This window comes from Pantoea sp. USHLN256 (assembly GCF_037149875.1).
In the GTDB taxonomy this organism is placed as follows: domain Bacteria; phylum Pseudomonadota; class Gammaproteobacteria; order Enterobacterales; family Enterobacteriaceae; genus Pantoea; species Pantoea nemavictus.
This window is the reverse complement of record NZ_JBBCQO010000013.1, coordinates 61467-88457: the sequence shown is the minus strand read 5'-3', so window position 1 is coordinate 88457 and position 26991 is coordinate 61467. Positions and strand designations below refer to the sequence as shown.

23 protein-coding genes are annotated in these 26991 nt (G+C 56.2%); 16 read left to right on the top strand and 7 right to left on the bottom strand.

Going from position 1 to position 26991, the window contains the following annotated elements:
- Positions 1-8: 8 nt before the first annotated feature.
- The 6 genes from asd (at position 9) to glgP (ending at position 10910) form a co-directional block, all read left to right on the top strand.
- Entirely contained in the window at positions 9-1118 is a 1110-nt protein-coding gene (asd, locus tag WFL93_RS21810; protein ID WP_336779020.1) for an aspartate-semialdehyde dehydrogenase, read from the top strand.
- A gap of 358 nt (positions 1119-1476) precedes the next feature.
- Complete coding sequence (gene glgB, locus WFL93_RS21805; protein ID WP_336779019.1) at positions 1477-3663, top strand: 1,4-alpha-glucan branching enzyme; 2187 nt, start codon at positions 1477-1479, stop codon at positions 3661-3663.
- Positions 3663-5642 carry a glycogen debranching protein GlgX gene (gene glgX, locus WFL93_RS21800; protein ID WP_336779018.1) on the top strand — a complete coding sequence of 660 codons (1980 nt, stop codon included), beginning with the start codon at positions 3663-3665 and terminating at the stop codon, positions 5640-5642. Before glgB ends, glgX begins: the two co-directional genes overlap by 1 nt.
- Positions 5643-5652: 10 nt before the next feature.
- On the top strand, positions 5653-6948 hold the full coding sequence (gene glgC, locus WFL93_RS21795) for a glucose-1-phosphate adenylyltransferase (RefSeq protein ID WP_007891309.1): 1296 nt from the start codon (positions 5653-5655) through the stop codon (positions 6946-6948).
- Positions 6949-7007: 59 nt separating this feature from the next.
- Entirely contained in the window at positions 7008-8441 is a 1434-nt protein-coding gene (gene glgA / locus WFL93_RS21790; RefSeq protein WP_007891308.1) for a glycogen synthase GlgA, read from the top strand.
- Positions 8442-8462: 21 nt separating this feature from the next.
- Positions 8463-10910, top strand: coding sequence for a glycogen phosphorylase (glgP, locus tag WFL93_RS21785; protein ID WP_007891307.1), 2448 nt, complete (start codon positions 8463-8465; stop codon positions 10908-10910).
- Between the two features lie 108 nt (positions 10911-11018).
- Here the strand turns inward: glgP and WFL93_RS21780 are convergent, their stop codons facing one another.
- Together WFL93_RS21780 and WFL93_RS21775 are read right to left on the bottom strand one after the other, a co-directional pair.
- Positions 11019-11576, bottom strand: a complete 558-nt coding sequence (locus WFL93_RS21780) for a DcrB family lipoprotein (protein ID WP_007891305.1) — start codon at positions 11574-11576, stop codon at positions 11019-11021.
- 239 nt (positions 11577-11815) lie between these two features.
- Positions 11816-12481: a 7-cyano-7-deazaguanine/7-aminomethyl-7-deazaguanine transporter gene (locus WFL93_RS21775; RefSeq protein ID WP_049852346.1), complete on the bottom strand. Its 666-nt coding sequence runs from the start codon at positions 12479-12481 to the stop codon at positions 11816-11818.
- Between the two features lie 308 nt (positions 12482-12789).
- Between WFL93_RS21775 and tusA the strand changes: the two genes are divergently transcribed.
- Positions 12790-13035 carry a sulfurtransferase TusA gene (gene tusA / locus WFL93_RS21770; protein ID WP_007891299.1) on the top strand — a complete coding sequence of 82 codons (246 nt, stop codon included), beginning with the start codon at positions 12790-12792 and terminating at the stop codon, positions 13033-13035.
- Here tusA and WFL93_RS21765 read toward each other — a convergent pair.
- Together WFL93_RS21765 and WFL93_RS21760 are read right to left on the bottom strand one after the other, a co-directional pair.
- Positions 13032-15308 carry a zinc/cadmium/mercury/lead-transporting ATPase gene (locus tag WFL93_RS21765; RefSeq protein ID WP_336779017.1) on the bottom strand — a complete coding sequence of 759 codons (2277 nt, stop codon included), beginning with the start codon at positions 15306-15308 and terminating at the stop codon, positions 13032-13034. The genes tusA and WFL93_RS21765 overlap by 4 nt on opposite strands.
- Positions 15309-15400: 92 nt before the next feature.
- Entirely contained in the window at positions 15401-16030 is a 630-nt protein-coding gene (locus tag WFL93_RS21760; RefSeq protein ID WP_007891292.1) for a lysoplasmalogenase, read from the bottom strand.
- A gap of 164 nt (positions 16031-16194) precedes the next feature.
- Here WFL93_RS21760 and WFL93_RS21755 point away from each other — a divergent pair, with 164 nt between their 5' ends.
- On the top strand, positions 16195-16551 hold the full coding sequence (locus tag WFL93_RS21755) for a DUF2500 domain-containing protein (RefSeq protein ID WP_336779016.1): 357 nt from the start codon (positions 16195-16197) through the stop codon (positions 16549-16551).
- A gap of 39 nt (positions 16552-16590) precedes the next feature.
- Here WFL93_RS21755 and WFL93_RS21750 read toward each other — a convergent pair whose 3' ends face one another.
- Both WFL93_RS21750 and rsmD read right to left on the bottom strand, forming a co-directional pair.
- The gene (locus WFL93_RS21750; RefSeq protein ID WP_008109883.1) at positions 16591-16860 is read right to left on the bottom strand and encodes a DUF1145 family protein; all 270 of its coding nucleotides are present in this window, start codon (positions 16858-16860) and stop codon (positions 16591-16593) included.
- Positions 16850-17449 (bottom strand): 16S rRNA (guanine(966)-N(2))-methyltransferase, encoded by a 600-nt coding sequence (gene rsmD, locus WFL93_RS21745; protein ID WP_009128516.1) that lies wholly within the window; start codon positions 17447-17449, stop codon positions 16850-16852. The genes WFL93_RS21750 and rsmD overlap by 11 nt, the downstream gene beginning before the upstream one ends.
- Before the next feature lie 231 nt (positions 17450-17680).
- On the opposite strand from rsmD, the gene ftsY reads away from it, so the two are divergent.
- The 4 genes from ftsY (at position 17681) to rpoH (ending at position 21876) form a co-directional block, all read left to right on the top strand.
- Positions 17681-19132 (top strand): signal recognition particle-docking protein FtsY, encoded by a 1452-nt coding sequence (gene ftsY, locus WFL93_RS21740; RefSeq protein WP_180822856.1) that lies wholly within the window; start codon positions 17681-17683, stop codon positions 19130-19132.
- Between the two features lie 5 nt (positions 19133-19137).
- Positions 19138-19806 (top strand): cell division ATP-binding protein FtsE, encoded by a 669-nt coding sequence (ftsE, locus tag WFL93_RS21735; RefSeq protein WP_009128521.1) that lies wholly within the window; start codon positions 19138-19140, stop codon positions 19804-19806.
- Positions 19796-20779: a permease-like cell division protein FtsX gene (gene ftsX / locus WFL93_RS21730; protein ID WP_009128523.1), complete on the top strand. Its 984-nt coding sequence runs from the start codon at positions 19796-19798 to the stop codon at positions 20777-20779. Before ftsE ends, ftsX begins: the two co-directional genes overlap by 11 nt.
- A gap of 239 nt (positions 20780-21018) precedes the next feature.
- Entirely contained in the window at positions 21019-21876 is an 858-nt protein-coding gene (gene rpoH, locus WFL93_RS21725) for an RNA polymerase sigma factor RpoH (protein WP_009128524.1), read from the top strand.
- 173 nt (positions 21877-22049) lie between these two features.
- Here rpoH and panM read toward each other — a convergent pair whose 3' ends face one another.
- The gene (gene panM, locus WFL93_RS21720; protein WP_336779015.1) at positions 22050-22436 is read right to left on the bottom strand and encodes an aspartate 1-decarboxylase autocleavage activator PanM; all 387 of its coding nucleotides are present in this window, start codon (positions 22434-22436) and stop codon (positions 22050-22052) included.
- 401 nt (positions 22437-22837) lie between these two features.
- On the opposite strand from panM, the gene WFL93_RS21715 reads away from it, so the two are divergent.
- The 4 genes from WFL93_RS21715 (at position 22838) to livG (ending at position 26990) form a co-directional block, all read left to right on the top strand.
- Complete coding sequence (locus tag WFL93_RS21715) at positions 22838-23965, top strand: branched-chain amino acid ABC transporter substrate-binding protein (RefSeq protein WP_049851261.1); 1128 nt, start codon at positions 22838-22840, stop codon at positions 23963-23965.
- Between the two features lie 66 nt (positions 23966-24031).
- A complete protein-coding gene (gene livH / locus WFL93_RS21710) occupies positions 24032-24958 on the top strand; it encodes a high-affinity branched-chain amino acid ABC transporter permease LivH (RefSeq protein WP_008109897.1) in 927 nt (308 codons plus the stop codon).
- The gene (locus WFL93_RS21705; RefSeq protein ID WP_049851262.1) at positions 24955-26226 is read left to right on the top strand and encodes a high-affinity branched-chain amino acid ABC transporter permease LivM; all 1272 of its coding nucleotides are present in this window, start codon (positions 24955-24957) and stop codon (positions 26224-26226) included. The genes livH and WFL93_RS21705 overlap by 4 nt, the downstream gene beginning before the upstream one ends.
- Positions 26223-26990, top strand: coding sequence for a high-affinity branched-chain amino acid ABC transporter ATP-binding protein LivG (livG, locus tag WFL93_RS21700; RefSeq protein ID WP_009128534.1), 768 nt, complete (start codon positions 26223-26225; stop codon positions 26988-26990). The genes WFL93_RS21705 and livG overlap by 4 nt, the downstream gene beginning before the upstream one ends.
- Position 26991: the final 1 nt, after the last annotated feature.

Genomic DNA, 26991 nt, shown 5'->3' with positions numbered 1-26991 from the left:
GACAGAAAATGAAGAATGTAGGTTTTATTGGTTGGCGTGGCATGGTCGGCTCAGTGCTGATGTCACGTATGAGCGAAGAACGCGATTTTGATGTCATCAATCCGGTCTTTTTCTCCACGTCACAGCTTGGTCAGGCGGCGCCGACGTTCGGCGGTAAGTCGACCGGTGCGCTGCAGGATGCTTTTGATATCGAGGCGCTGAAGGCGCTGGATATTATTATCACCTGCCAGGGCGGTGATTACACCAGTGAAGTCTATCCGAAGCTGCGCGAAAGCGGCTGGCAGGGTTACTGGATTGATGCGGCTTCCACGCTGCGTATGAAAGATGACGCCATCATCATTCTCGATCCGGTCAACCATAACGTGATTCGTCAGGGCCTCGACAACGGCATCAAAACCTTCGTCGGCGGTAACTGCACCGTCAGCCTGATGCTGATGTCGCTGGGCGGCCTGTTTGCCAACGATCTGGTTGAGTGGGCTTCGGTAGCCACTTATCAGGCGGCATCCGGCGGCGGCGCACGCCACATGCGTGAACTGCTGACGCAGATGGGCATGCTGCACGACCATGTTGCCACCTCGCTGCAGAACCCCGCTTCGGCGATTCTGGATATCGAGCGCAGCGTCACTGATTTCACCCGTTCAGGCACCTTGCCAACCGATAATTTCGGCGTACCGCTGGCGGGCAGCCTGATTCCATGGATCGACAAGCAGCTGGATAACGGCCAGAGCCGCGAAGAGTGGAAAGGTCAGGCGGAAACCAACAAAATCCTGCGTACCAGTAGTGTGATTCCGGTTGATGGCCTGTGCGTACGCGTTGGCGCACTGCGCTGCCACAGCCAGGCATTCACCCTGAAGCTGAAAAAAGATCTGCCGCTGAACGAAATTGAACAGCTGCTGGCTTCCCACAACGAGTGGGTGAAAGTGGTGCCAAACGATCGCGACATCACCATGCGTGAACTGACGCCAGCTGCCGTCACCGGCACGCTGACTACGCCAGTGGGGCGCCTGCGCAAACTGAACATGGGGCCGGAATACCTTTCCGCCTTCACCGTAGGCGATCAGTTACTGTGGGGCGCGGCTGAACCGCTGCGTCGCATGCTGCGTTTGCTGATCGACTAAGCGCAGCGGCAAACCAGACAGGCCGGGGTTTCCCGGCCTTTTTTGTGTCATCCAGGCTGCAAAAAATCGTACAAATTGCGCCTGACAAGTGATCCGCTTCCCTTTTTTGCTCGCCCGACAACAATTTTTCGCAATCCTCCATGGCTTCTGCCATCCCCAAGCTATGATTTAACAGAGATGTGCCGGTTGTTAACTGTTTTCGTTTTTTCGAACTGAATGGTTTGTTGTACACGGCGATGATCTTTCCCACGGACGGTTGTGTCCTCGCGGTGTACCTATGGCTCAATGAAAAGCAGCGCACCCGAGGCGATAATCCTGCCGACTCTGGTCGCCTGCGCAAAATCATAGGAAGAAAGTCATGTCAGAGCTTCCCGATCGCCAGGCGATCAATGCCCTTTTTGCCGGGAATTATGCCGATCCCTTTTCCTTACTGGGGATGCACCAAACTGCCGCAGGCCTTGAAGTTCGCGCGCTGTTGCCCGATGCCTCCGATGTGTGGGTGATTGAAACCAATACTGGACGCAAATGCGCCCAACTGACCTGTCTTGACTCACGCGGCTTCTTTTGTGGCGTGATTCCGCGCCGTAAAAATCTGTTTGGCTATCAGCTGGCGGTGAACTGGCACGGCCAGCAAAACCTGATTGATGATGCCTATCGCTTTGGCCCGCTGTTGGCCGAAATGGATGCCTGGCTGCTGGGCGAAGGTACGCACCTGCGTCCGTACGAAACCCTTGGCGCGCACGGCACCACCATTGATGGCGTGCACGGTACGCGCTTCGCCGTCTGGGCACCGAACGCGCGTCGTGTGTCGGTGGTGGGCGAATTCAACTTCTGGGATGGTCGACGCCATCCGATGCGTTTCCGCCGTGAACTGGGCGTCTGGGAACTGTTCGTGCCGGGCGCGGTGAATGGCCAACTGTATAAATTTGAAATCGTGGATAATTCCGGCCAGATGCGCATCAAAGCCGATCCCTTCGCCTTTGAAGCACAGATGCGCCCGCAAACCGCTTCGATGATCTGCGGCCTGCCGCCGAAAACCGAGATGCAGCCGCAGCGCAAAGCCGCAAATGGGTTCGACCAGCCGATTTCGATTTACGAAGTGCACCTCGGCTCGTGGCGACGTCATACCGATGACAACTTCTGGTTAAGTTACAAAGAGCTGGCGGAACAGCTGATTCCCTATGTCAAAGAGATGGGTTTTACTCACATCGAATTGATGCCGATTAACGAGCATCCGTTCGATGGCAGCTGGGGCTATCAACCGCTTGGCATGTATGCGCCCACACGCCGTTTCGGTACGCGCGATGAGTTTCGCCACTTTGTCGCGGCCGCGCATGATGCCGGCATCAACGTGCTGCTCGATTGGGTGCCGGGCCACTTCCCAAGCGATGACTTTGGTCTGGCGAAATTTGACGGCACCGAACTCTACGAACACAGCGATCCGCGCGAAGGTTTTCATCAGGACTGGAACACGCTGATCTACAACTTCGGGCGTCGCGAGGTGAGCAACTATCTCTCCGGTAATGCTTTGTACTGGATGGAACGCTTTGGTATTGATGGGCTGCGCGTCGATGCGGTGGCTTCAATGATCTACCGCGACTACAGCCGCGCCGAAGGTGAATGGGTACCCAACCAGTTTGGCGGCCGTGAAAACCTCGAAGCGATTTCGTTCCTGCGGCACACCAACCGCATATTGGGCCACGCCGCACCGGGCAGCGTGACGGTGGCGGAGGAATCTACCGACTATCCCGGCGTCACGCGGCCATCGGAAGATGGCGGCCTCGGTTTCTGGTTCAAATGGAACCTCGGCTGGATGCACGACACGCTGGATTACATGAAGCTCGATCCAGTGCATCGTCGCTACCATCACCAGCTGATGACCTTCGGTATGCTCTACAACTACACCGAAAACTTTGTGCTGCCGCTGTCGCACGACGAAGTGGTGCACGGCAAGCGTTCAATCCTCGATCGCATGCCGGGCGATGCCTGGCAGAAATTTGCCAACCTGCGCGCCTACTACGGCTGGATGTGGGGCTTCCCGGGTAAGAAGCTGCAATTTATGGGCAACGAATTTGCTCAGGGGCGCGAGTGGAATCACGACAGCAGCCTCGACTGGCATCTGCTGGAAGGCGAGGATAACTGGCACAACGGCGTGCAGCGTCTGGTGCGCGATCTCAACCACACCTATTGCCACTTCACGCCACTGCATCAGCTCGATTTCGATGGGCAAGGTTTTGAGTGGCTGGTGGTCGACGATCACGAGAATTCGGTGTTTGTCTTTGCGCGCCACGATCGCGAGGGCAACGAAATCATTGTAGTGAGTAACTTCACGCCGGTGGCGCGAAATAGCTATCGCTTTGGCGTTAATCAGCGTGGCGGCTGGCGCGAAATAATGAACACCGACCAGCACGACTACCACGGCAGCGACACGCGCAATCACGGCGTGGTGCACACCGATGAGATTGAAAGCCACGGTCGGCCGCAATCGCTGAGTTTGACCTTGCCACCGCTGGCAACGCTTTGGCTGGTGCGGGAGAGCGACTGATGCTGGAGCGGGGGCAGCCGAAACCGTTAGGTGCACATTACGATGGGCACGGCGTTAATTTCACGCTGTTTTCCCAGCACGCCGAGCAGGTCGAGCTATGCCTGTTTGACGCGCACGGTGCTGAGCGCCGTTTTCCGCTGCCCGCGCGTAGCGGTGATATCTGGCACGGCTATTTTCCTGCGCTAAAGCCAGGCCAGCGCTATGGCTATCGCGTACACGGCCCCTGGGCACCACAGCAAGGGCATCGCTTTAATCCTGCCAAGCTGCTGGTCGATCCCTGCGCCAAAGCGGTGGCGGGCGATGTATTGGACGATGCGCGTTTTCACGGCGGCGAACGTGAGCCTGATAACCAGGATAACGCCGCTGTTGCGCCGAAATCCTTAGTGATCGCTGAAGATTTTGACTGGGAAGCGGATCAACCGTTGCGCACGTCGTGGGGCAATACGGTGATTTATGAAGCGCACGTGCGCGGCTTAACGCAGCAGCATCCGGAAATTCCGGAAAGGCTGCGCGGGACTTATGCGGCGCTAGGTCATCCTGCTATGGTGAAGTACCTGCGTCATCTGGGAATCACCGCGCTGGAGTTGTTGCCGATTGCCCAATTCACCAGCGAACCGCGCCTGCGCCGCTTAGGGTTGAGCAATTACTGGGGCTATAACCCGTTTGCTCTGTGGGCGGTGGATGCACGTTACGCATCCGGTGAGAACGGTTTATCACCGCTGCAGGAGTTTCAGCAGGCAGTGAAAGCGCTGCATGCGGCGGGCATTGAAGTGATTCTGGATGTGGTGTTCAACCATACCGCTGAACTGGAAGAGATCGGGCCGACGATTTCCCAGCGCGGCGTGGATAACGCCAGCTATTACTGGCTTGATGACAACGGCAATTATCAAAACTGGACCGGCTGCGGCAACACCCTGAACCTTAGCCATCCACAGGTGATGGAGTGGGTGCTGGAAGCGCTGCGCTACTGGGTGCGCGCTTGCCACATTGATGGCTTCCGCTTTGACCTTGCCAGCGTGCTGGGCCGCACGCCGGCGTTTCAGCAGGATGCGCCGCTGTTTGCCGCCATCAAAGCGTGTCCGCTGCTCTCGCAGGTGAAGCTGATTGCTGAGCCGTGGGATATCGGTCCCGGCGGTTATCAGGTAGGCAATTTCCCGCCGGACTTTGCCGAGTGGAACGACCATTTTCGCGATGCGGCGCGCCGTTACTGGCTGCATGGTCAGCTGAATAATGGCGATTTTGCCCGCCGTTTTGCCGCATCCAGCGACGTATTTCAGCGTGAGGCGCGTCTGCCGCATGCCAGCATCAATTTGATCACCGCGCACGACGGCTTCACGCTGCGCGATGTGGTGAGCTTCAACAACAAACACAATCAGGCCAACGGCGAAGACAATCGTGATGGCAGCAGCAGCAACTTCAGCCATAACCATGGCAAAGAGGGGCTGCAGGTCAACTTCGATATTGTCGAACGGCGGCGGCGCAGCGTGCACGGCTTGCTCACCACGCTGCTGCTGGCGCAGGGCACGCCGATGCTGCTGGCGGGCGACGAACGCGGTCACAGCCAGCACGGTAACAACAACGCCTATTGCCAGGACAATCCGCTCACCTGGCTCAACTGGCAACACGATGATTTTGGACTGGTCGACTTCACTGCTGCGTTAATCCGCCTGCGCCAGCGCATCCCTGCGCTGACGGCGGATCGCTGGTGGCAGGAGGGCGATGGCAACGTGCAGTGGTGTAATGCCAGCGGCAAACCACTGGAAAAAGAGCAGTGGGAACAGGGGACGCACAGAATGCAGATCCTGCTCTCCGGCCGCTGGTTAATAACAATAAACGCCACGGAATCGGTGAGTAATATCGCCTTACCAGACGGAGAGTGGCGTGCCATTCCTCCTTTCGCCGGGGAAGATAACCCCATCCTGACAACTGTCTGGCACGGTCCCGCACACGGTGTGTGCGTGTTCCTAAAGCAATCATAAGGAGTCAGACATGGTGAAATTAGATAGAACAGATCATCTGATGCTGGCGCGCCAGCTCCCTACACAAACGGTTGCCTTGATCCTTGCTGGCGGGCGCGGTACGCGCCTGAAAGATCTCACCGCGAAACGCGCTAAACCTGCCGTGCACTTCGGCGGCAAGTTCCGCATCATCGACTTTGCGCTGTCCAACTGCATCAACTCGGGCATCCGGCGCATCGGCGTGATCACTCAATATCAGTCACATACGCTGGTGCAGCACATCCAGCGCGGCTGGTCGCTGTTTAACGAAGAGATGAACGAATTTGTCGATCTGTTGCCCGCGCAGCAGCGTGCCGCCACCGAACATTGGTATCGCGGTACCGCCGATGCGGTGACGCAAAACCTCGATATTATTCGCCGTTACAACGCGCAGTACATCGTGATTCTCGCCGGGGATCACATCTACAAGATGGACTACTCGCGCATGCTGCTCGACCACGTCGATCGCGGTGCCAAATGCACCATCGCCTGTTTGCCGGTGCCGCTGGCCGAAGCCACGGCGTTTGGCGTGATGGCGGTCGATGCCGAGAACAACGTGATCGATTTTGTGGAAAAACCGCCGCAGCCGCCGTCAATGCCGGGTGACGACAGCCGAGCGCTGGCCAGCATGGGCATTTACGTGTTCAACGCCGATTATCTGTATCAGCTGCTGGAAGAAGACCTGCAGGTGGCCGATTCCAGCCACGATTTCGGCAAAGATCTGCTGCCAAAAATCGTGGCCAGCGGCGAGGCGTATGCGCACTCATTCACGCTCTCTTGCGTGCAGGTTGATGAAAACGCCGAGCCGTACTGGCGCGATGTCGGAACGCTGGAAGCTTACTGGCGCGCTAACCTCGACCTGGCTTCCGTTACGCCAGAACTGGATATGTACGACCACAGCTGGCCGATTCGCACCCATATGGAGCCGCTGCCACCGGCGAAGTTTGTGCAGGATCGTTCCGGTAGCCACGGTATGACGATGAACTCGCTGGTCTCTGGCGGCTGCATCATCTCCGGCTCGGTGGTGGTGAACTCCGTGCTATTCCCACGTATCCGCATTAACTCGTTTTGCAATATTGATTCAGCTGTATTGCTGCCCGATGTGGTGGTTGGCCGATCGTGTCGTCTGCGTCGCTGCGTGATCGATCGCGCCTGCGAATTACCAGAAGGCATGGTCATTGGCGAAAACCCCGATGAAGACAGCCGACGTTTTTACCGTTCAGAAGAGGGCATCGTACTGGTGACGCGCGCCATGCTGGCCAAATTGGCCGCAGCGGTCAGTAAGTGACGAAAGAGCATAGAGATAATTGCCGCGTGGAACGCATGCGATAACAATAGGGGTTCAGGATGCTGGTTTTACATGTCTGTTCAGAGCTTTTCCCGCTGTTGAAAACGGGCGGATTGGCTGATGTGGTCGGTGCATTACCACAGGCGCAAATCGCCGAAGGAGCGGATGCGCGGGTGCTGATTCCCGCTTATCCGGATCTGCGTAAAGGGATTCCTGATACTGAAATTGTGGCGGAGCTACAAACTTTTGCCGGGCCGGTTCGTTTACTTTTTGGACAATTTAACGGCGTTGGTATTTATTTAATTGATGCGCCGGGACTGTATGAACGTCCCGGCAGTCCTTATCACGACACATCGCAATTCGCCTATGTGGATAATTACCTGCGTTTCGCGCTGCTCGGCTGGATGGGTGCGGAGATTGCCAGCGGGCTGGATATGAACTGGCAGCCCGATATCGTGCACGCGCATGACTGGCATGCGGGCTTAACCTGCGCCTATATCGCGGCGCGCGGTGGCCCGGCGAAAACGGTGTTTACCGTGCATAACCTGGCCTATCAAGGGCTGTTTTCCGCGCGCCATCTGGATGAAATACAGATTCCGCGCGCCTTCTTCGACATGCATGGGCTGGAGTTCTTTGGGCAAATTTCCTACCTCAAGGCGGGACTGTTCTATGCCGATCATATTACGGCGGTCAGCCCCACTTATGCGCTGGAAATTACCCGACCGGAGTTTGGTTACGGCATGGAGTCGCTGCTGGAACAGCGGCTGCGCGAAGGGCGGCTTAGCGGGATTCTGAACGGTGTCGATCCGGGGATTTGGGACCCGGCGCATGATTTACTGCTCACCGCGCGCTACGACAGCGAAACGCTGGAGAGCAAAGCTGAAAACAAACGCCAGCTGCAGATTGCTATGGGCTTGAAGGTCGATGATAAAGCGCCGGTGTTCTGCGTGATCAGTCGTCTGACCAAACAAAAAGGGCTGGATCTGGTGCTGGAAGCGCTGCCGGGCTTGCTGGCGCAGGGCGGGCAGCTGGTGCTGCTTGGCCAGGGCGATGCCGAGCTGCAGCAAGGTTTCCTCGCCGCAGCGGCGGAACATCCGGGTCGCGTGGGCGTGCAGATTGGTTACCACGAAGCCTTCTCGCACCGCATTGTTGGCGGCGCGGATGTGATCATGGTGCCGAGCCGCTTTGAGCCGTGCGGCTTAACTCAGCTGTACGGCTTGAAATACGGCACGCTGCCGCTGGTGCGTCGTACCGGCGGGCTGGCGGATACGGTGCAAGACAGTTCACTGGAAAACCTGGCAGACGGCGTCGCCAGCGGCTTTACCTTTGAAGACAGTAATGCCTGGTCGCTGCTGCGGGCGATTCGGCGCGCATTTGTTCTGTGGTCTCGACCTGCACTCTGGCGTTACGTTCAGCGGCAGGCAATGGGGATGGATTTTAGTTGGCAGGTGGCAGCACAAGCCTACCGCGATCTTTATCAACGTTTGCTGTAATGAGAGATTGGGATACTTGATATGAATGCACCTTTCACCTATGCCTCACCCACGCTGACGGTTGACGCGCTGAAGCACTCAATCGCCTATAAGCTGATGTTTACTATTGGTAAAGATCCATCGATCGCGAATAAGCATGAGTGGCTGAATGCCGCGCTGCTGGCGGTGCGTGATCGCATGGTGGAACGCTGGCTGCGCTCCAGCCGCGCGCAGCTCTCGCAGGATGTGCGGCAGGTTTATTACCTGTCGATGGAGTTCCTGATGGGGCGCACGCTCGGCAACGCGTTGCTGGCGATGGGCATTTATGACGATCTCAATCAGGCGCTGGACGAGATGGGACTCGACCTCAGCGAGCTGATGGAAGAGGAGAACGATCCTGGCCTCGGCAACGGCGGCTTGGGACGTTTAGCGGCCTGCTTCCTCGATTCGCTCGCCACGCTCGGTTTACCGGGGCGCGGCTACGGCATTCGTTACGATTACGGTATGTTTAAGCAGAATATTGTCGACGGCCAGCAGCGCGAATCGCCGGATTACTGGCTGGAATACGGCAATCCATGGGAATTCCAGCGCTTTAACACGCGCTACAAAGTACGTTTTGGCGGCCGTTTACAACATGAAGGTGCGCGGGTGCGCTGGGTGGAAACCGAAGAGATTGTGGCGATGGCTTACGATCAGATCATCCCCGGATTTGACACTGATGCCACCAACACGCTGCGCCTGTGGGGCGCGCAGGCCAGTAACGAAATCAATCTCGGTAAGTTCAATCAGGGTGATTACTTTGCCGCAGTGGAAGATAAAAACCACTCGGAAAACGTCTCGCGCGTGCTCTATCCCGATGACTCAACCTATTCCGGCCGCGAGCTTCGCCTGCGTCAGGAGTATTTCCTCGTCTCCTCGACGGTGCAGGATATTCTCAATCGTCACTGGCAGATGCATGAAACATGGGACAATCTGCCGGACAAAATCGCCATCCACCTCAACGATACCCATCCAGTGCTGGCGATCCCTGAACTGATGCGTCTGTTAATCGACGAACAGAAGTTCAGCTGGGACGATGCGTTTGAAGTGACTTGCCAGGTGTTCTCCTACACCAACCACACGCTGATGACCGAAGCGCTGGAAACCTGGCCGGTGGATATGATCGGCAAGATCCTGCCGCGTCATCTCAGCATTATCTTTGAAATCAATGACTACTTCCTGAAAACCATCCAGGAATACTATCCGGATGATTGGGATTTGATGTCGCGCATCTCGATCATCGACGAAAACGACGGCCGCCGCATCCGCATGGCGTGGCTGGCGGTGGTGGTGAGCCACAAGGTCAACGGCGTGTCGGAGCTGCACTCCAACTTGATGGTGCAATCGCTGTTCGCTGACTTCGCGCGGCTGTTCCCTGGCCGTTTCTGCAATAAAACCAACGGCGTGACGCCACGTCGCTGGCTGGCGCTGGCCAATCCGGCGCTGTCTGAGGTGCTGGATGAGGCGATTGGTCGCAACTGGCGTACCGATCTCGGCCAGCTCAACGAACTGACGTCGCAGGTCGACTATCCGGCCTTTATCGAGCAGATCGCCGATGCCAAATTCGCCAACAAAAAACGTCTGGCGGATTGGGTGGCGAAAAACATGGATATCGTGCTCGATCCGCATGCGCTGTTTGATGTGCAGATCAAACGTATCCACGAATATAAACGTCAGTTACTCAACGTCCTGCACGTGATTACGCGCTATAACCGCATCAAGGCTGACCCCACCGCTGAATGGGTGCCGCGCGTGAATATCTTCGCCGGCAAGGCCGCTTCGGCGTATTACGTGGCGAAGCACATCATCCACTTGATCAACGACGTCGCCAACGTGATCAACAACGATCCGCAGGTGAAGAACAAGCTGAAGGTGGTGTTCATTCCCAACTATGGCGTGAGCCTGGCGCAGATCATTATTCCTGCGGCGGATCTCTCTGAGCAGATCTCCACTGCTGGCACCGAAGCATCGGGCACCAGTAACATGAAGTTTGCGCTGAACGGCGCGTTAACGATTGGCACACTGGATGGCGCCAACGTTGAGATGCTGGATCATGTCGGCAAGGAGAACATCTTTATCTTCGGTAACACCACGCCGCAGGTCGAGAAGCTGCGTACCGACGGCTACAACCCGCGTAAGTATTACGAGGACGATCCCGAGCTGCATCAGGCGCTGACGCAAATCGCCAGCGGCGTGTTCAGTCCGCAGGAGCCAGGCCGCTACCGCAATCTGTTCGATGCGTTGGTGAACTTCGGCGATCACTATCAGCTGCTGGCGGATTATCGCAGCTATGTGGACACGCAGGACAAGGTGGACAAGCTTTATCGTCAACCGGATAAGTGGCAACGCAGCGCGGCGCTGAATATCGCCAATATGGGGTATTTCTCGTCGGACCGAACCATTCAGGAGTATGCGGATGAGATCTGGCACATTTCGCCAGTGAGGTTGTAAAGCGGGGTGTTCCTGAACCAGGTCGCCATGAATGGCGACCCTACCAAACCGCACTGAACCATTGTAGGGTCGCCATTCATGGCGACCAATGTGTTCAGGTTTTAAGGATTACTTCAAAGTAATGCTCTTCACGATCCCATCAGCATCGCTCTGTGCCTGCTGCTGGTTATCCGCTGGCAAGGTAATTTGCAGCGTCAGCAGTTTGCCGTCCACTTTCGCCAGAATCACTGAAGACCATGAAGTCTGGTTGTTGGCAGCAATCACCGTATCCAGCTGCTGAGCCGGCTGATCTTTCAACGTAACCGCTTTGTTCGACACCACCTGCAGCTGCGGATCGCGGCTGCGCTGCTGCTGTTCCAGACGCTGCGCCAGCGCATCAAGCGCTTCATTAGTTGGATCGCCTGCAATCACGATAATTGCGCGCTGCCCGGTTTCGTCGGCATAGACGTGCATGTTAGTCGATTCAGAGCCGAGTTTGCCGCTCTTGTCAGACATGCCCGCCGGCAGTGAGAAGCTCAGCTTGCCGTCCATCAGATTAACCGTCTGAGCAGACTGGCTGGCGCTGGCACCGTTGCTGTTTGCTGCTGCATCATCTTTCTTCTGGTCACATGCCGCCAGGCCGATCACCAGCAGGCCAATACCCACATATTTCACTACGTTACGCATTCTTTTCCCTTTTACATGATTCCAGTCGTTTAGGTTTAAAGCCTAAATAATTCAAGCGGCAGAAAGGCGGTAAGCGCGTGAACCCATGAGCTTACATGAGTAAGTGATTGGGTGAACGCGCGCAGCCAACGCATCTGCCGTTTGAAGTATGACGGCTATAAAAACGGAATCGGCGGTTAAAAGCAACCGCCGGTATGTCAGGAAATCTTAGCGTGCCATGACGTTATGTATAAGTGCAATTAGCCGAAATTGATCTGCTGCTGCGCGGAACGCTCTGCTAATCGCTTCAGCATGGCATTCAGCAGCACGCCGTAAGCGGGCAGGAAGAAGATCATGCAGATCAGCACCTTGAAGCTGTAATCCACCAGAGCGATCTCGACCCAATGCGTGGCCATAAACGGGTCTGGACTCTTGTAGAAAGCGATGAAAAAGAAGGCCAGCGTATCGCTAATATTACCGAGGAACATCGCTGCTGCCGGGGCAATCCACCACTGTGATAAACGGCGCAAACGGTTAAAAACGTGTACGTCGAGAATCTGGCCCAGCGCATAAGCCATAAAGCTGGCGCAGGCGATACGCGCGACGAATAGATTCACCTCTTCCAGTGAAGCCCAACCTTGCCATTCGCCCTGATAAAACACACACGACACAAGATAGGAGATCACCAGCGCCGGAATCATCACCGCCAGAATAATGCGACGAGCCAGCGGCGCGCCAAAGATGCGCACGGTAAGGTCGGTAGCGAGGAAAATAAACGGAAAGCTGAACGCGCCCCAGGTGGTGTGGAAGCCGAAGATAGAAACCGGCAGCTGTACCAGATAGTTACTGGAGGTGATCACCAGCAGATGGAAAAGCGATAGCCAAAACAGCGCATGCATGCGCTGACGTGCAGAGAAGTTGATCATGTCTAACCTTTTTAATAGTGGGGTGAGGGAACCCATTGCCCGTCATACTTCAAGCTGTAGATGCGTTGGCTGCGTGCGTCCACCCTAGTCACTTACTTCACAGTAAGCTCCTGGGGTTGCTCGCACTTGACGCCTTGCTACAGCTCGAATTATTTAGGGCGGAATATGGTAGCAATTTAAAAATCGGCGGCATCTTAACGCGTTGCGCAATTTATGCAATGGTTAATTTTAACGCAATCGTTATCGCCTTGCGTTGGCTAATTTGCGCGCTAGAATGTGCGCCCATCATTAACAACAGACAGAGAATCATGAGCGATCCCTTTTCTGCGCCTGACCATCAGCTTGATGCCCTTGGCCTGCGCTGCCCGGAACCGGTAATGATGGTGCGCAAAACCGTGCGCAGCATGCAGGCCGGTGAAACTTTGCTGATCATCGCCGATGATCCCGCCACCACGCGCGATATTCCCGGTTTCTGCCGTTTTATGGAACATCAGCTGCTGGCACAACAGACCGAAAGCCTGCCGTACCAGTTTCTCATCAAAAAAGGCGCTTAACGCTGACGCAGTAAGCGCAGTGCATTCGCCGTAACCAATGCGGTGGCACCGGAATCAGCTAGCACCGCCAACCACAAACCGGTAAAGCCGAGCAGCGTGGTGACGAGGAAAATCGCCTTCAGGCCCAGCGCCAACGCCACGTTCTGCCGGATGATGGCGCGCGTGCGCCGTGCCAGCACCACCGCGCGCGGCAAAATCGCCAGCTGATTTTGCGTCAGCGCCATATCGGCGGCCTCCAGCGCGACATCGGTGCCGCTGCCCATGGCAATGCCCATGCTCGCGGCTTTCATGGCGGGCGCATCGTTGATGCCGTCGCCTACCATCGCCAATGATTGCTGTGCGCCCAGCTGTCGCACTGCCGCAACTTTATCGGCTGGCAGCAAACCCGCGCGATAATCAATGCGTAACTCGGCGGCAATCGCGGCGGCTGCGCGCGGGTTGTCACCGGTCAGCATCACGCTATTTATGCCAAGTTTTTGCAGCTCAGCCAGCGCGCTAATCGCCTCTTCACGCAACCGATCGCGCAGCGCTAATGCGCCGAGCACCTGTTGCTGCTGCAATAGCAGCACCACGGTTTGCCCCTGCGCCTCCAGTTCGGCCACCTGCTGCTGCTGTACCTCGTCGAGATATTTGGCTTCACGGGGCGTAAGTAACTGATACGACACGCCATCGATTTCGGCACGAATACCGCTGCCCGCCAGCGTTTGCTGCTGTGAGGCGGGCGGAATGGTGAGCTGACGACGCTCGGCTTCGCTGACAATCGCCTGAGCCAGCGGATGTGTGGAGCCTTGTTCTACCGCAGCAGCGATGCTGAGCAGGCTATTTTCCGCTGTTTCGCCAAACGATTGAATATGGGTGACTTGCGGTTTGCCCGCCGTCAGCGTGCCGGTTTTGTCGAACGCCATCAGGCTTACGCGACTGAGACGCTCCAGCGCCGCGCCGCCTTTGATCAACGCGCCCTGACGTGCGGCGGCGGCTAATCCCGAGGTAATGGCGGCCGGCGTGGAGATCACCAGCGCACACGGGCAGCCAATCAGCAGCAGCGTCAGCCCTTTATAAATCCACGGCAGCCAGTCACCGAAGCCAAGCAGCGGCGGCAGCACCATCACCAGCAGTGCCAGTAGCATAATGGCGGGCGTATAGATGCGGCTGAAGCGATCGATAAAGCGCTCAACCGGCGCGCGATGCGTTTCGGCTTCCTCAATCAGTTGCAGAATGCGGTCGATAGCACTTTGGCCGGGCTGGGAAATCACTTTCAGCGTCACCAGACGATCCAGGCTGGTGGCGCCGGCCATGATCTGTTCGCCAGGCTCACGTGCTACCGGCAATGATTCGCCAGTCAATGCACTTTCATCAAAGCTGGCGCTGGCATGCAGTAATTCGCCATCTGCCGGTAAACGGCCACCGGCCGCCACTTCAATCACATCGCCAGGCTGCAGCACTTCTAAGCGGACGTTTTCACGCTGCGTACCCGTAATACGCGTGGCGGTATCGGGACGCAACGCCATCAGCGCGGTGACACCGCGACGCGCGCGCGCAGCGGCGTAGGCTTCCAGGCGTTCGCCCAGCTGGAACAGCAGCAGCACCATGGCGGCTTCAGCATGCGCACCAATCACCAGCGCGCCGGCAGCGGCGATGCTCATCAACATCTCAATGCTAAAGGGCGAACCGTTGCGCAGCAGTTGCCACGCGCTGCGAGCAATAGGTGCCAAACCAACCAGCGTAGTGGCAATAAACAGACGATCGCCCCACAGCGGTGAAACCTGGCTCAGCAGCCAGCTGGCGAGCATTAGCACGCCGAGCAGCAGCAAACCGGCATTTTCCCGCCAGCGGCTTGCGGGGGACGAGATTGATTGGGGATCGTTAGCCGTCAGCGTAAAGCCGGCATTTTTCACCACCTGTTCTATGGTGGTGCGGATGTCCTGATCCGCATCGACCACCAGTTTCTCACTGGCGAAGATCACCCGTGCTTGCTGTACCTGCGGTACGCGTTGTACGGCAGTTTCGATTTTGCGTGCGCAGCTGGGGCAATCCATGCCCGCTATTTGCCAGCGGAATTGGTGTGAGGTGAGGGCGGGCCTGTCGCTTTCGGCGTCGCTATCGCCGCCGGGCGAGCCGCTATCGCTGTCGCAACAGCCACAATCACCTTCAACAGTCACAGGCTGTGCGGCGGAGATTTTTAAGGTCGTGGGTTTTATGCTGCGAACGGAACACAGCGGCTGCGGCTGGCTGTGGGATTTTCCACAGCGGCACGGATGAGCATGTTGATGCATATAACCTCCGGAATCAGGGGCGGGCTAATGCCCGCGCCCTAATGCTACACTCTGGAGTCCACTCCAGAGTCAAGCGGAAGGTTAGCTTTTCTTCAGTAAAGCCACAGTGAACGCGCAATCATGAAGTGACCGGCGAAGTAGCAGGCGGCAACGATGGCGCTATCGGCGCTGAAACGGCGGCGATAATGCGAAATAAACCAGACGATGTTGGCCAACAGCAGCAACGCGGCGCCGACCAGCAGCGAGAAGCTGAAGTCAGTTGGACGGAAGAAGTAGTTTTCCGCCGCCATCCAGTTCATCACCAGCGTCATACCGATCAAGGTGCAAATTGGCCAGCGCAGCTCTTCCAGTTTGGTCCACAGAATCCCGATAACGATGACGCCAATAATCAGGAAGGTGAGAGGAATCGGCCAGAAGAAGCTCATGGTCATATGCGCTGCAAAACTGATGGTGTAAAGCAGATGCGAGAGGAAGAATGCGCCCAGCGCATAGAGCATTTGCTGACGCGGCAACAGCATCAACGCATCACCCACCAGCGTGGCAACCAGGCCAGCCAGAATCAAATAATCGGTGGTGTTGAAGGTTGGCGCTTGCCATGCCCAGGCGACGAGCAACAGTAAGGTGACGGGTTTAAATAGCCAGCGCTGCCATTGCGGACCGCGGTAGGATGCATCGACGTACAGCCAGCCGGAAAAAAGTACGGCAAGAAAAGACCAAAGCATGTTTTCTCCCTTTTCTGGACGAAATGTCCGCCAGTTTGATGAATTTTCCCAAAATCACTCACTCAGTGTAAGTTACCGGCGCCAAATGTGACAATCAGCCGACTCTGGTTGTATGCTTTGTCGTCTTTTCCTGTTCCGACTTAACGCAAAGCACGAGATAAATCATGAGCAAACCACCGCTAATCTTTTTCATCGTACTGGCCATTATTGCCGTATTGGCGACCCGTCAGTTTATTAAACAGCGCCGCGAAACGGCGGTGAACGATGCCTCGCCGGTGCGCTCGCTGAGCGTAGAAGTGAAAACCAAACGCGAATTCCCGTCACCCAATCGCCGTTCGCGTCAGCGCGAGGAGATTGTGGCTGAGGATATGAAATACGAAGCCTGGTTCCATCCGCTGAACGGTGCGAGTGACATTAAAGTGACGGTCAACGCCAGCGATTATCATCAGATGGATAAGGGCGTGAAGGGCGAATTGAAGATGAAAGGGACGCGGTTTGTCAGTTTTACCCCGTCCCCGTAAGGTCGCCATTAATGGCGACCTGGTCATAAACCGCACTTTCTACATCTTCGGATAATGCTTTTTCTGCCATGCCAGCAGCTCAAACACGCCAAAGAAGAAGATTTTCGCCTGGGTCACGCCGCTCAGCTTGGGTGCATCTTTCGGCTGGGTGGCGCGCAGTAACACCAGCTGCAAGCCATGCATAATCACCATAAAGAACAGTGCAACATGCACAAAATAGCGCAGCGGTGTCGGGAAGGGTTGCACCAGATTGAGCAGTAAAAAAGCCCAAACGCAAATCATCAGCAAACGTCCTAAATTAAGCCACATCGTGCGTCTCCCGTTGGCGTTGATATAAGCGATACGCAACCTGGCCGGCAATTTTCTCGCGGTACAGATCCCAATTAGCTGGCGCGACGGGCGTGCCGGTTTCCACTTCGCTCTCCACATAAATCAGCGCTTCGGCGGCCAGCCAGCCATTTTGCTCCAGCAGCGTCAATGTTTCCTGTAACAGCCCTTTACGGAACGGTGGATCGACAAAGACCACGTCAAACGGCTCGCCGGGCTGGCTCAGCCACTGCAGCGTATTGGTTTGCACCACGTTAGCTTGAGTGGCGCGCAGCGTTTGCAGGTTCTGTGACAGTTGTTGCGCTACGGAGCGCTCCAGCTCCAGCAGCGTGGCGGATGCGGCATGACGTGACAGCGCTTCCAGCCCCAATGCGCCGCTGCCGGCGAAGCAATCAAGGCAGCGTGCTTCCTGAATATCCGGCGCTAACCAGTTAAACAGGGTTTCACGCACGCGATCGGTGGTCGGGCGCAAACCTGCGCTATCCGGCACCGGTAATTTACGGCCGCGCCACTGACCGCCAATAATGCGGATCTGGCCTGCAGCGCCGCTGCTGCGGGGGGATTTACTCATTTCGCTCACAACTCGTCATAATTTGTTGCGTAGTTTAACGGGCGTAGCGGGCAGAAGAAACGTTAAAAAAGGGTGCTGTGGTGCGCTGGCTGGAAAGTGTTAGACTACTGAGTTGGTATCGTGCGCGTAATTACCTGATTTTTACGCCGCTCACCCGCTAAAAAATGAATATTTTATCCCCTGGGAACAGCGTGCTACCGGGAATAAGCCATCGAGGAGTAGGGTCACACAATGGCAAAAGAGAAAAAACGCGGCTTTTTTTCCTGGTTAGGCTTTGGCAAAGAAGAAGAGACGCAACAGCCTGCTGAAGAGCAGCAGCAAACTGCCGAGGTGGTCCCAGAGCCCGCCGTTGAAGAGAGTGCGTTAGATCGCGCCGAAGCGCAGGCTGAAGAAACCGTTGCCGTTACCGAACAGGTTGCGGAGCAGCAGAATGAACCGGAAGTCATTGCAGAGCCGGTACTTGAGCAGCAAGAACCTGAGCCGGTTACCGCTATTGAAGAAGAGGTGCTGCCGGAAGCGATTGAACAGCCGGATGTGGCGCCGATCGAAGAAGAGCCGCAGCGGGAAGAGTTAGCCGTCGAGCCAGTCGTCGAGGCGGAACCTGAGGACGACGCGCCGTTAAGCGATGAAGAGCTGGAAGCGCTGGCTTTGGCGGAAACTTATGCTGAAGATGCTGAACTAGCAGAAGAAACTCAGGATACAGTGAGCGATTTGCCGCTGGCCGCTGCGCCAATCATTGCGCAGGAGCAGGAGCGTCCTACCAAAGAGGGCTTTTTCGCCCGCCTGAAGCGCAGCCTGGTTAAAACCCGCGAAAATCTCGGTTCTGGCTTTATCAGCCTGTTCCGCGGCAAGAAAATTGATGATGACCTGTTTGAAGAGCTGGAAGAGCAGCTGCTGATTGCTGATGTTGGCGTTGAAACCACGCGCCGTATCATCACCAATCTGACGCAACAGGCCAACCGCAAGCAGCTGCGCGATGCCGAAGCGCTGTACGGCCTGCTGAAAGCCGAAATGTCCGGCATTCTGGAAAAAGTTGATCAGCCGCTGGAAGTGGGCGGTAAAACACCCTTTGTCATCCTGATGGTAGGCGTGAACGGTGTGGGTAAAACCACCACCATCGGTAAGCTGGCGCGTCAGTATCAGGCGCAGGGCAAATCGGTGATGCTGGCGGCGGGTGATACCTTCCGTGCCGCGGCGGTTGAACAGCTGCAGGTTTGGGGCCAGCGTAACGATATTCCGGTGGTGGCTCAGCATACCGGCGCAGATTCTGCTTCAGTGATTTTTGATGCGATTCAGGCTGCTAAATCACGCAACGTGGATGTATTGATCGCCGATACCGCTGGCCGCCTGCAGAACAAATCGCACCTGATGGAAGAGCTGAAAAAAATTACCCGTGTGATGAAGAAGCTGGATGAAGAGGCGCCGCATGAAGTGATGCTGACGCTCGACGCCAGCACCGGGCAAAACGCCATCAGCCAGGCCAAACTGTTCCATGAAGCGGTGGGCCTGACGGGCATCACGCTGACCAAACTGGATGGCACCGCCAAAGGCGGCGTGATCTTCTCGGTTGCCGATCAGTTCGGCATTCCGATTCGTTATATCGGTGTTGGGGAAGGCATCGAGGATTTACGGCCGTTTAAGGCCGCAGACTTTATTGAGGCACTGTTTGCCCGAGAGGAATGATTGGGATGATTCGCTTTGAAGAGGTCAGTAAAGCTTACCTGGGAGGACGTCAGGCGCTGCAGGGAGTGGATTTCCATCTGCGTCCCGGCGAAATGGCGTTCCTGACCGGCCATTCCGGCGCGGGGAAAAGTACCTTACTGAAGCTGATTTGTGGCATTGAGCGCCCGAGCGCTGGGCAGATCTGGTTTAGCGGTCACGATATTTCGCGTTTGCGTCACAGCGAAGTGCCTTTCCTGCGGCGTCAGATCGGCATGATTTTTCAGGATCACCACTTGCTGATGGATCGTTCGGTCTATGAAAACGTGGCGATTCCGCTGATTATTTCCGGTGCCAGCGGCGAAGATATTCGCCGTCGCGTGTCGGCTGCGCTGGATAAAGTGGGCCTGCTCGACAAAGCGAAAAGCTTCCCAATTCAGCTGTCGGGCGGTGAACAGCAGCGCGTCGGCATTGCCCGCGCGGTGGTGAACAAGCCTGCGGTGCTGCTGGCGGATGAACCGACCGGTAACCTCGACAATGCGCTGTCGGAAGATATTCTGCGCCTGTTCGAAGAGTTCAACCGCGTTGGCGTCACGGTGTTGATGGCAACGCACGATGTCGGATTGATTGCACGCCGAAACTACCGCGTGATGACGCTCAATCAGGGACGTCTGCACGGAGGCCACGATGGTCAATAAACGCAATAAGCGCGCACCTGCGCCGAAAGCGAAGCAGCCTTCTAAAAGCAAAGCGCTGAAGGGCGGCTGGCAGGAGCAGTGGCGCTATGCGCTGCGCGGCACGCTGTCGGATATGTGGCGTCAGCCGCTGGCGACGCTGCTGACGGTGATGGTGATTGCCATTTCTCTGACGCTGCCGAGCGTCTGCTACATGGTGTGGAAGAACGTCAGCCAGGCGGCCACGCAGTGGTATCCCGCGCCGCAGTTGACGGTATATCTGGATAAAGCGCTGGATGATACCGCGGCGGAGAACGTCACCGCGCAGCTTAAGCAGCTGGATGGCGTGGATAACGTCAACTACCTGACGCGTGAAGAAGCGCTGAATGAGTTCCGCAACTGGTCAGGTTTTGGTGGCTCGATGGACATGCTGGAGCAGAATCCGCTGCCGGCGGTGGCTATCATCACGCCAAAACTCAACTTCCAGAATTCGGACACCATGGCGAATCTGCGCGATCGGGTAGCGAAAGTGCAGGGCGTGGACGAAGTGCGCATGGATGATAGCTGGTTCGCACGTTTAGCGGCGCTGACCGGCCTGGTGGGGCAGATCGCCTCGATGATTGGTTTGCTGATGGTCGTTGCGGTGTTCCTGGTGATTGGCAACAGCGTGCGACTGAGCATCTTTGCGCGCCGCGACACCATTAACGTGCAGAAGCTGATTGGTGCCACCGATGGCTTTATCCTGCGTCCCTTCCTGTACGGCGGAGCGCTGCTCGGGTTTGGTGGCGCAGTACTGTCGCTGATTCTTTCCGAAGTGCTGGTATTGCGCCTGCAATCGGTGGTGGCGCAAGTCGCCACGGTGTTCGGTACCACCTTTGTGTTGGAAGGCTTTTCCTGGGATGAAGGGCTGCTGTTACTGCTGATCGCGGCCATCATTGGCTGGATTGCGGCATGGCTGGCAACGGTCCAACATTTACGTCGTTTTACGCCGCAGTAACCAAAAGCAACGTTTTTTGATATACTCTTCCTCTGCTGCCGACGACCTGGGAGCAGAGGAATTCTCCTGGTTCCCCCGCCGTCATCTGTGTGTAAAATATTCACTGCTATAATTGAACTTGTGGATAACTTTGTCGTCCAAGTAGCACAGATTGCTTCTGGTTTTCTCGTGACGTTGACATAATGTAACGTCTGCGCAAGGAACTGTGCAGCAAGTCCATTGAATTTGTGAGGGTTTGAATGACCAAAGAAATGCAAACTTTAGCGATTGCTCCTCTGGGTAACCTGGAATCTTACGTCCGGGCTGCCAACAACTGGCCGGTGCTGACGGCAGAAGAGGAAAAAGCATTGGCTGAGCGGCTGCATTACCAGGGCGATCTGGATGCAGCTAAGACGCTGATCCTGTCTCACCTGCGCTTTGTTGTTCATATTGCTCGTAACTACTCCGGTTACGGCTTGCCGCAGGCGGACCTGATTCAGGAAGGTAATATCGGCCTGATGAAGGCGGTGCGTCGCTTCAATCCAGAAGTCGGCGTGCGTCTGGTGTCATTTGCCGTGCACTGGATTAAGGCAGAGATTCACGAATACGTGCTGCGTAACTGGCGTATCGTGAAAGTCGCGACCACCAAAGCGCAGCGTAAGCTGTTCTTTAACCTGCGTAAAAGCAAACAGCGTCTCGGTTGGTTCAACCAGGACGAAGTGGAAATGGTCGCGCGTGAGCTGGGCGTGAGCAGCAAAGACGTGCTGGAAATGGAATCGCGCATGGCCGCGCAGGATATGACTTTCGACATGTCGTCTGATGACGAAGCGGGCGAAGGCAAACCGATGGCGCCAGTGCTGTATCTGCAGGATAAAACCTCTGACTTTGCCGATGGCATCGAAGAGGACAACTGGGATGCACATGCGGCTGATAAGCTGAGCGATGCGATGCTGAGCCTTGATGAGCGTAGCCAGGACATTATCCGCGCCCGTTGGCTGGACGATGACAACAAAACCACGTTGCAGGAGCTGGCCGATAAATACGGCGTCTCAGCGGAGCGCGTGCGTCAGTTGGAAAAGAACGCCATGAAGAAATTGCGCGTGGCGATTGAAGCCTGATAATTATCAGGTGAAAAAACGGGGCGACTTGATAGTCGCCCTTTTTATTGCCTGAAACACCGTAATTTCATTAGGCAATGACCCGTAGCGGCGCGATTTATCACGCTGTTTTTATTGCCCATTCCCGACGATGCGCAATAAATTGCGCCGCTACCGATCGAGATTGGCAGGACTTATTTCACCCAACCATCAACCTGCGCGCGAAAACCACAGGCCTGCATAAAAGCAGCCCGCACGCCTTGATCGGCCTCGCCATCATCGGCAATCCACCAATCCGTCAACGCACCATTCTGCGCAATTGTCTCTTCCAGCAAATATTGCCCCACGCCGCGCCGCTGCGTGACTTCACGCACGTTGAGATGGGTGATCTTCCCCTGCGTGCCGCTAAGCGTTAACTGCAATGCCGCCAGCAGCCGATCGTTAAAACGCGCGGCATACAGATGCTGCGTGTCGCTGAATTGTGCTTCGAGTTGCACAATATCGATTTCGGGCCAGACTTTAGCTAAATCGATGCGATCCTGGGCGGTTAACGATGCTAAGCGCTGGATTGTCAGCTTCATACCTAATACCTGTACTAGTGCAAAGGCGATAGTGTAGCGAATTTAGACAGTCAGAGCGCTGTCACTTTTTTGCGATGAAAATAGGTCAAATGCCAGCCGGTTTGCCAGGATTGTGGAGTAAGCCAGCAACGATCGTTGAAAAACCCAGCATAACGCGCTGCTATCCTGCTGAAAATTCGGCCATAACAACCAGACGATTCTGCTGATCCACTCAGTCAATTCTGAATATGTCAGTTGATTTACAGAAGAAAGTTCCTGTTTAATAACCTGAAAAATAAAGCCTTATTACCAATAAATGCCAGAAAAGCGTGCTAACCCATTATTGCAGAATGAGTTTTCCTCTTTGACTGGCAGAAAATAAAGCAATCACAACACACGACACAACAGATGGGGAAGTTCGCATGAAAATGAGTAAAGGACGCGCATTACTGGCGGGCTGCGTAGCGTTGGCATTGAGCCATGCTGCGCTGGCGAAAGACATCAAAATTGCCATCGTTGGCGCATCAACGGGTCCAGTCGCGCAGTACGGTGACATGCAGTTTACCGGTGCAGCACAAGCCATTAAGGACATCAACGCCAAAGGCGGCGTGAACGGTGACAAACTGGTTGGCGTGGAATATGACGACGCCTGTGACCCGAAACAAGCGGTTGCGGTTGCCAACAAAGTGGTTAACGACGGCATTAAATACGTTATCGGCCATTTATGCTCCTCTTCTACTCAGCCCGCTTCAGACATCTATAACGACGAAGGCGTACTGATGATCACGCCAGCCGCTACCGCACCCGAGCTGACTGCGCGTGGCTATGCTGACGTGCTGCGCACCACTGGCCTGGACTCCGATCAGGGTCCTACAGCGGCGACGTACATCCTCGATCACATCAAACCAAAACGTATCGCTGTGGTGCATGACAAGCAGCAATATGGCCAGGGCCTGGCGGAATCCGTGCAGAAAACCCTGAAAGCCAAAGGCGGCAACGTGGTGCTGTTTGAAGGTATCACCGCCGGTGATAAAGACTTCTCCACGCTGATTGCGCGTCTGAAGAAAGAGAACGTCGATTTCGTTTACTACGGGGGTTACTACCCGGAGCTGGGCCAGATTCTGCGTCAGGCAAAATCTGCTGGCCTGAATGCTGGCTTCATGGGCCCGGAAGGAGTGGGCAACGCCTCACTGTCTAACATCGCGGGTGATGCGTCTGAAGGCCTGTTCGTGACGCTGCCGAAGCGCTATGACCAGCTGCCAGAGAACAAGGCAATCGTTGATGCGATTAAAGCCAACACCGCGTCTAACCGCAAAGATCCAACCGGTCCGTTCGTCTGGACCACCTACGCCGCGATTCAGTCGCTGGTGGCGGGTATCGAGCGCAGCAAGAGCGATGAGCCTGATGCGATTGCGAAGAACTTAAAAGAGGGCGCTGCCGTCCCAACCGTGATGGGCAACCTGAACTGGGATGAGAAAGGCGATCTGAAGGGCTTCGAATTTGGTGTCTTCAAATGGCACAAAGACGGCTCTTCTACCGCAGTTAAGTAATCCCCCAAAATTCCCTCTCCCGCACGCGGGGGAGGGAATTATTCAGCTCCAGAGCAGGTCCTCACTATGTCCGAGCAGTTTCTCTATTTCATTCAGCAGATGTTCAACGGGGTTACCCTCGGGAGCACCTACGCGCTGATCGCCATTGGTTACACCATGGTCTACGGCATTATCGGCATGATCAACTTCGCCCACGGCGAGGTGTACATGATCGGTAGCTATGTCTCCTTTATCGTGATTGCCGCCCTGATGATGATGGGCATCGATACCTCGTGGCTGATGATTGCCGCGGGTTTCGTGATGGCGGTAATTATCTCTAGCGCCTATGGCTGGAGCATCGAACGCGTGGCTTACAAGCCAGTGCGATCGTCGAAGCGCCTGATCGCGCTGATCTCGGCCATCGGTATGTCGATCTTCCTGCAGAACTACGTCAGCCTGACGCAAGGTTCGCGCGATCTCGCGCTGCCAAGCTTGATCACCGGGCAATGGACGCTGGGCGAAAGCAACGGCTTTGCCGCCACGCTCTCTACCATGCAGCTGGTGATTTGGGTGGTGACCTTCCTGTCGATGCTGGCGCTGACGCTATTCATTCGTTATTCGCGCATGGGCCGCGCCTGTCGCGCCTGTGCGGAAGACCTGAAAATGGCCAGCCTGCTGGGCATCAACACCGACCGCGTTATCTCCCTCACCTTCATCATTGGTGCGGCGATGGCGGCGGTTGCGGGCGTGTTGCTCGGTCAATTCTACGGCTCTATCAATCCGTTTATCGGCTTTATGGCCGGGATGAAAGCCTTTACCGCAGCGGTATTGGGCGGCATCGGCAGCATTCCTGGCGCGATGATTGGCGGCCTGGTGCTGGGCATTGCGGAAGCGCTGACTTCGGCCTATCTGTCGACCGAATATAAAGACGTGGTCTCCTTCGCGCTGCTGATTGTGGTGCTGCTGGTGATGCCAACCGGGATTCTCGGCCGTCCGGAGGTGGAGAAAGTATGAAACGCCTCGGTTTGGTTAACGCCGTCATCTCCACGGTGATGTTGCTGGTGCTTGCCACGTTTTTCATGGGCGTACGCCTCGATCTGGATGGCACCAAACTTGTGGTCGCCAACGCGGGCGCGGTACGCTGGAACTGGATCTTCATTGGCTGTGCGGTGGTGTTTGTCTTCCAGCTGCTGCGTCCGCTGGTACAGGGCAAATTCAAACGCAGCGGCAAAGGTTTTGTGCTGCCGGGTTTTGATGGTTCGACGCCGAAGCAGAAGTTGTTGATGGCACTGGTGATTGCCGCGGCAGTGATTTGGCCGTTTCTGGTGTCGCGCGGCAGCGTTGATATCGCCACGCTGACGCTGATCTACGTAATGCTCGGGCTCGGGCTGAACGTGGTGGTGGGATTATCAGGATTGCTGGTGCTGGGCTACGGCGGTTTCTACGCCATCGGCGCTTACACCTTTGCGTTGCTCAACCACTATTACGGCTTTGGCTTCTGGGAAAGCCTGCCGCTGGCCGGTTTGGTGGCGGGAGCCTTTGGTTTGCTGCTTGGCTTCCCGGTGCTGCGCCTGCGCGGCGACTATCTGGCGATTGTGACGCTCGGCTTCGGCGAAATCGTGCGTATTCTGCTGCTGAATAACACGGCGATCACCGGCGGCCCGAACGGTATCGCGCAGATTCCTAAGCCCAGCCTGTTTGGTCTGGAGTTTGGTCGCCGGGTTAGCGAAGGCGGCTGGAGCACCTTCCATGACTTCTTCGGCTTGAAATACGATCCCAGCGACCGCGTGATTTTCCTCTATCTGGTGGCGCTGCTGCTGGTGGTGCTGACGCTGTTTGTCATCAACCGTTTACTGCGCATGCCGCTGGGCCGTGCGTGGGAAGCGCTGCGTGAAGATGAGATCGCCTGCCGTTCGCTTGGTCTGAGCCCAACGCGCATCAAACTGACCGCCTTCACCATCAGCGCCGTGTTTGCAGGCTTTGCGGGTACGCTGTTCGCCGCACGTCAGGGTTTCGTTAGCCCGGAATCCTTTACCTTCGTCGAATCGGCCTTTGTGCTGGCGATTGTGGTGCTGGGCGGCATGGGCTCGCAGCTGGCAGTGATCCTCGCAGCCATTCTGCTGGTGGTCTCGCGCGAGCTGATGCGTGATTTGAATGAGTACAGCATGCTGGTGCTCGGTGGTTTGATGGTGCTGATGATGATCTGGCGTCCGCAAGGTCTGCTGCCGATGAAGCGTCCGCATCTGAAGTTGAAAAGCAGTAAACAAGGAGAGCAGGCATGAGTCAGCCTTTGTTAGCCGTTGAAGGCCTGATGATGCGCTTCGGCGGCCTGTTAGCCGTCAACAACGTGGCGCTGGAGCTGCATCCACAGGAAATCGTTTCACTGATTGGCCCGAACGGCGCCGGTAAAACCACGGTGTTCAACTGCCTGACCGGTTTTTATAAACCGACTGGCGGCACCATCAAACTGCGCGATCAGCAGCTGCAGGGTTTGCCGGGCCAGAAGATTGCGCGTATGGGCATTGTGCGCACCTTCCAGCACGTGCGCCTGTTCCGCGAAATGACAGTGATTGAAAACCTGCTGGTGGCACAGCATCAGCACCTGAAAAGCGGCGTGTTTTCCGGCTTGTTCAAAACCCCGGCTTTTCGTCGCGGCGAGAGCGAAGCGCTGGATCGCGCAGCGACCTGGCTGGATCGCATCGGCTTGCTGGATCTCGCCAATCGCCAGGCGGGCAACCTTGCTTATGGCCAGCAGCGTCGTCTGGAAATCGCGCGCTGCATGGTGACGCGTCCTGAGATTCTGATGCTGGATGAACCGGCTGCCGGCCTCAACCCGCGTGAAACCCACGAACTGGATGAGCTGATCGCCGAGCTGCGCGGTGAGCACAAGGTTTCCGTGCTGCTAATCGAACATGATATGAAGCTGGTGATGGGTATTTCTGACCGCATTTATGTGGTGAATCAGGGAACGCCGCTGGCCAACGGTACGCCGGAAGAGGTGCGTAACAATCCGGATGTAATCCGTGCATATTTAGGTGAGGCGTAAC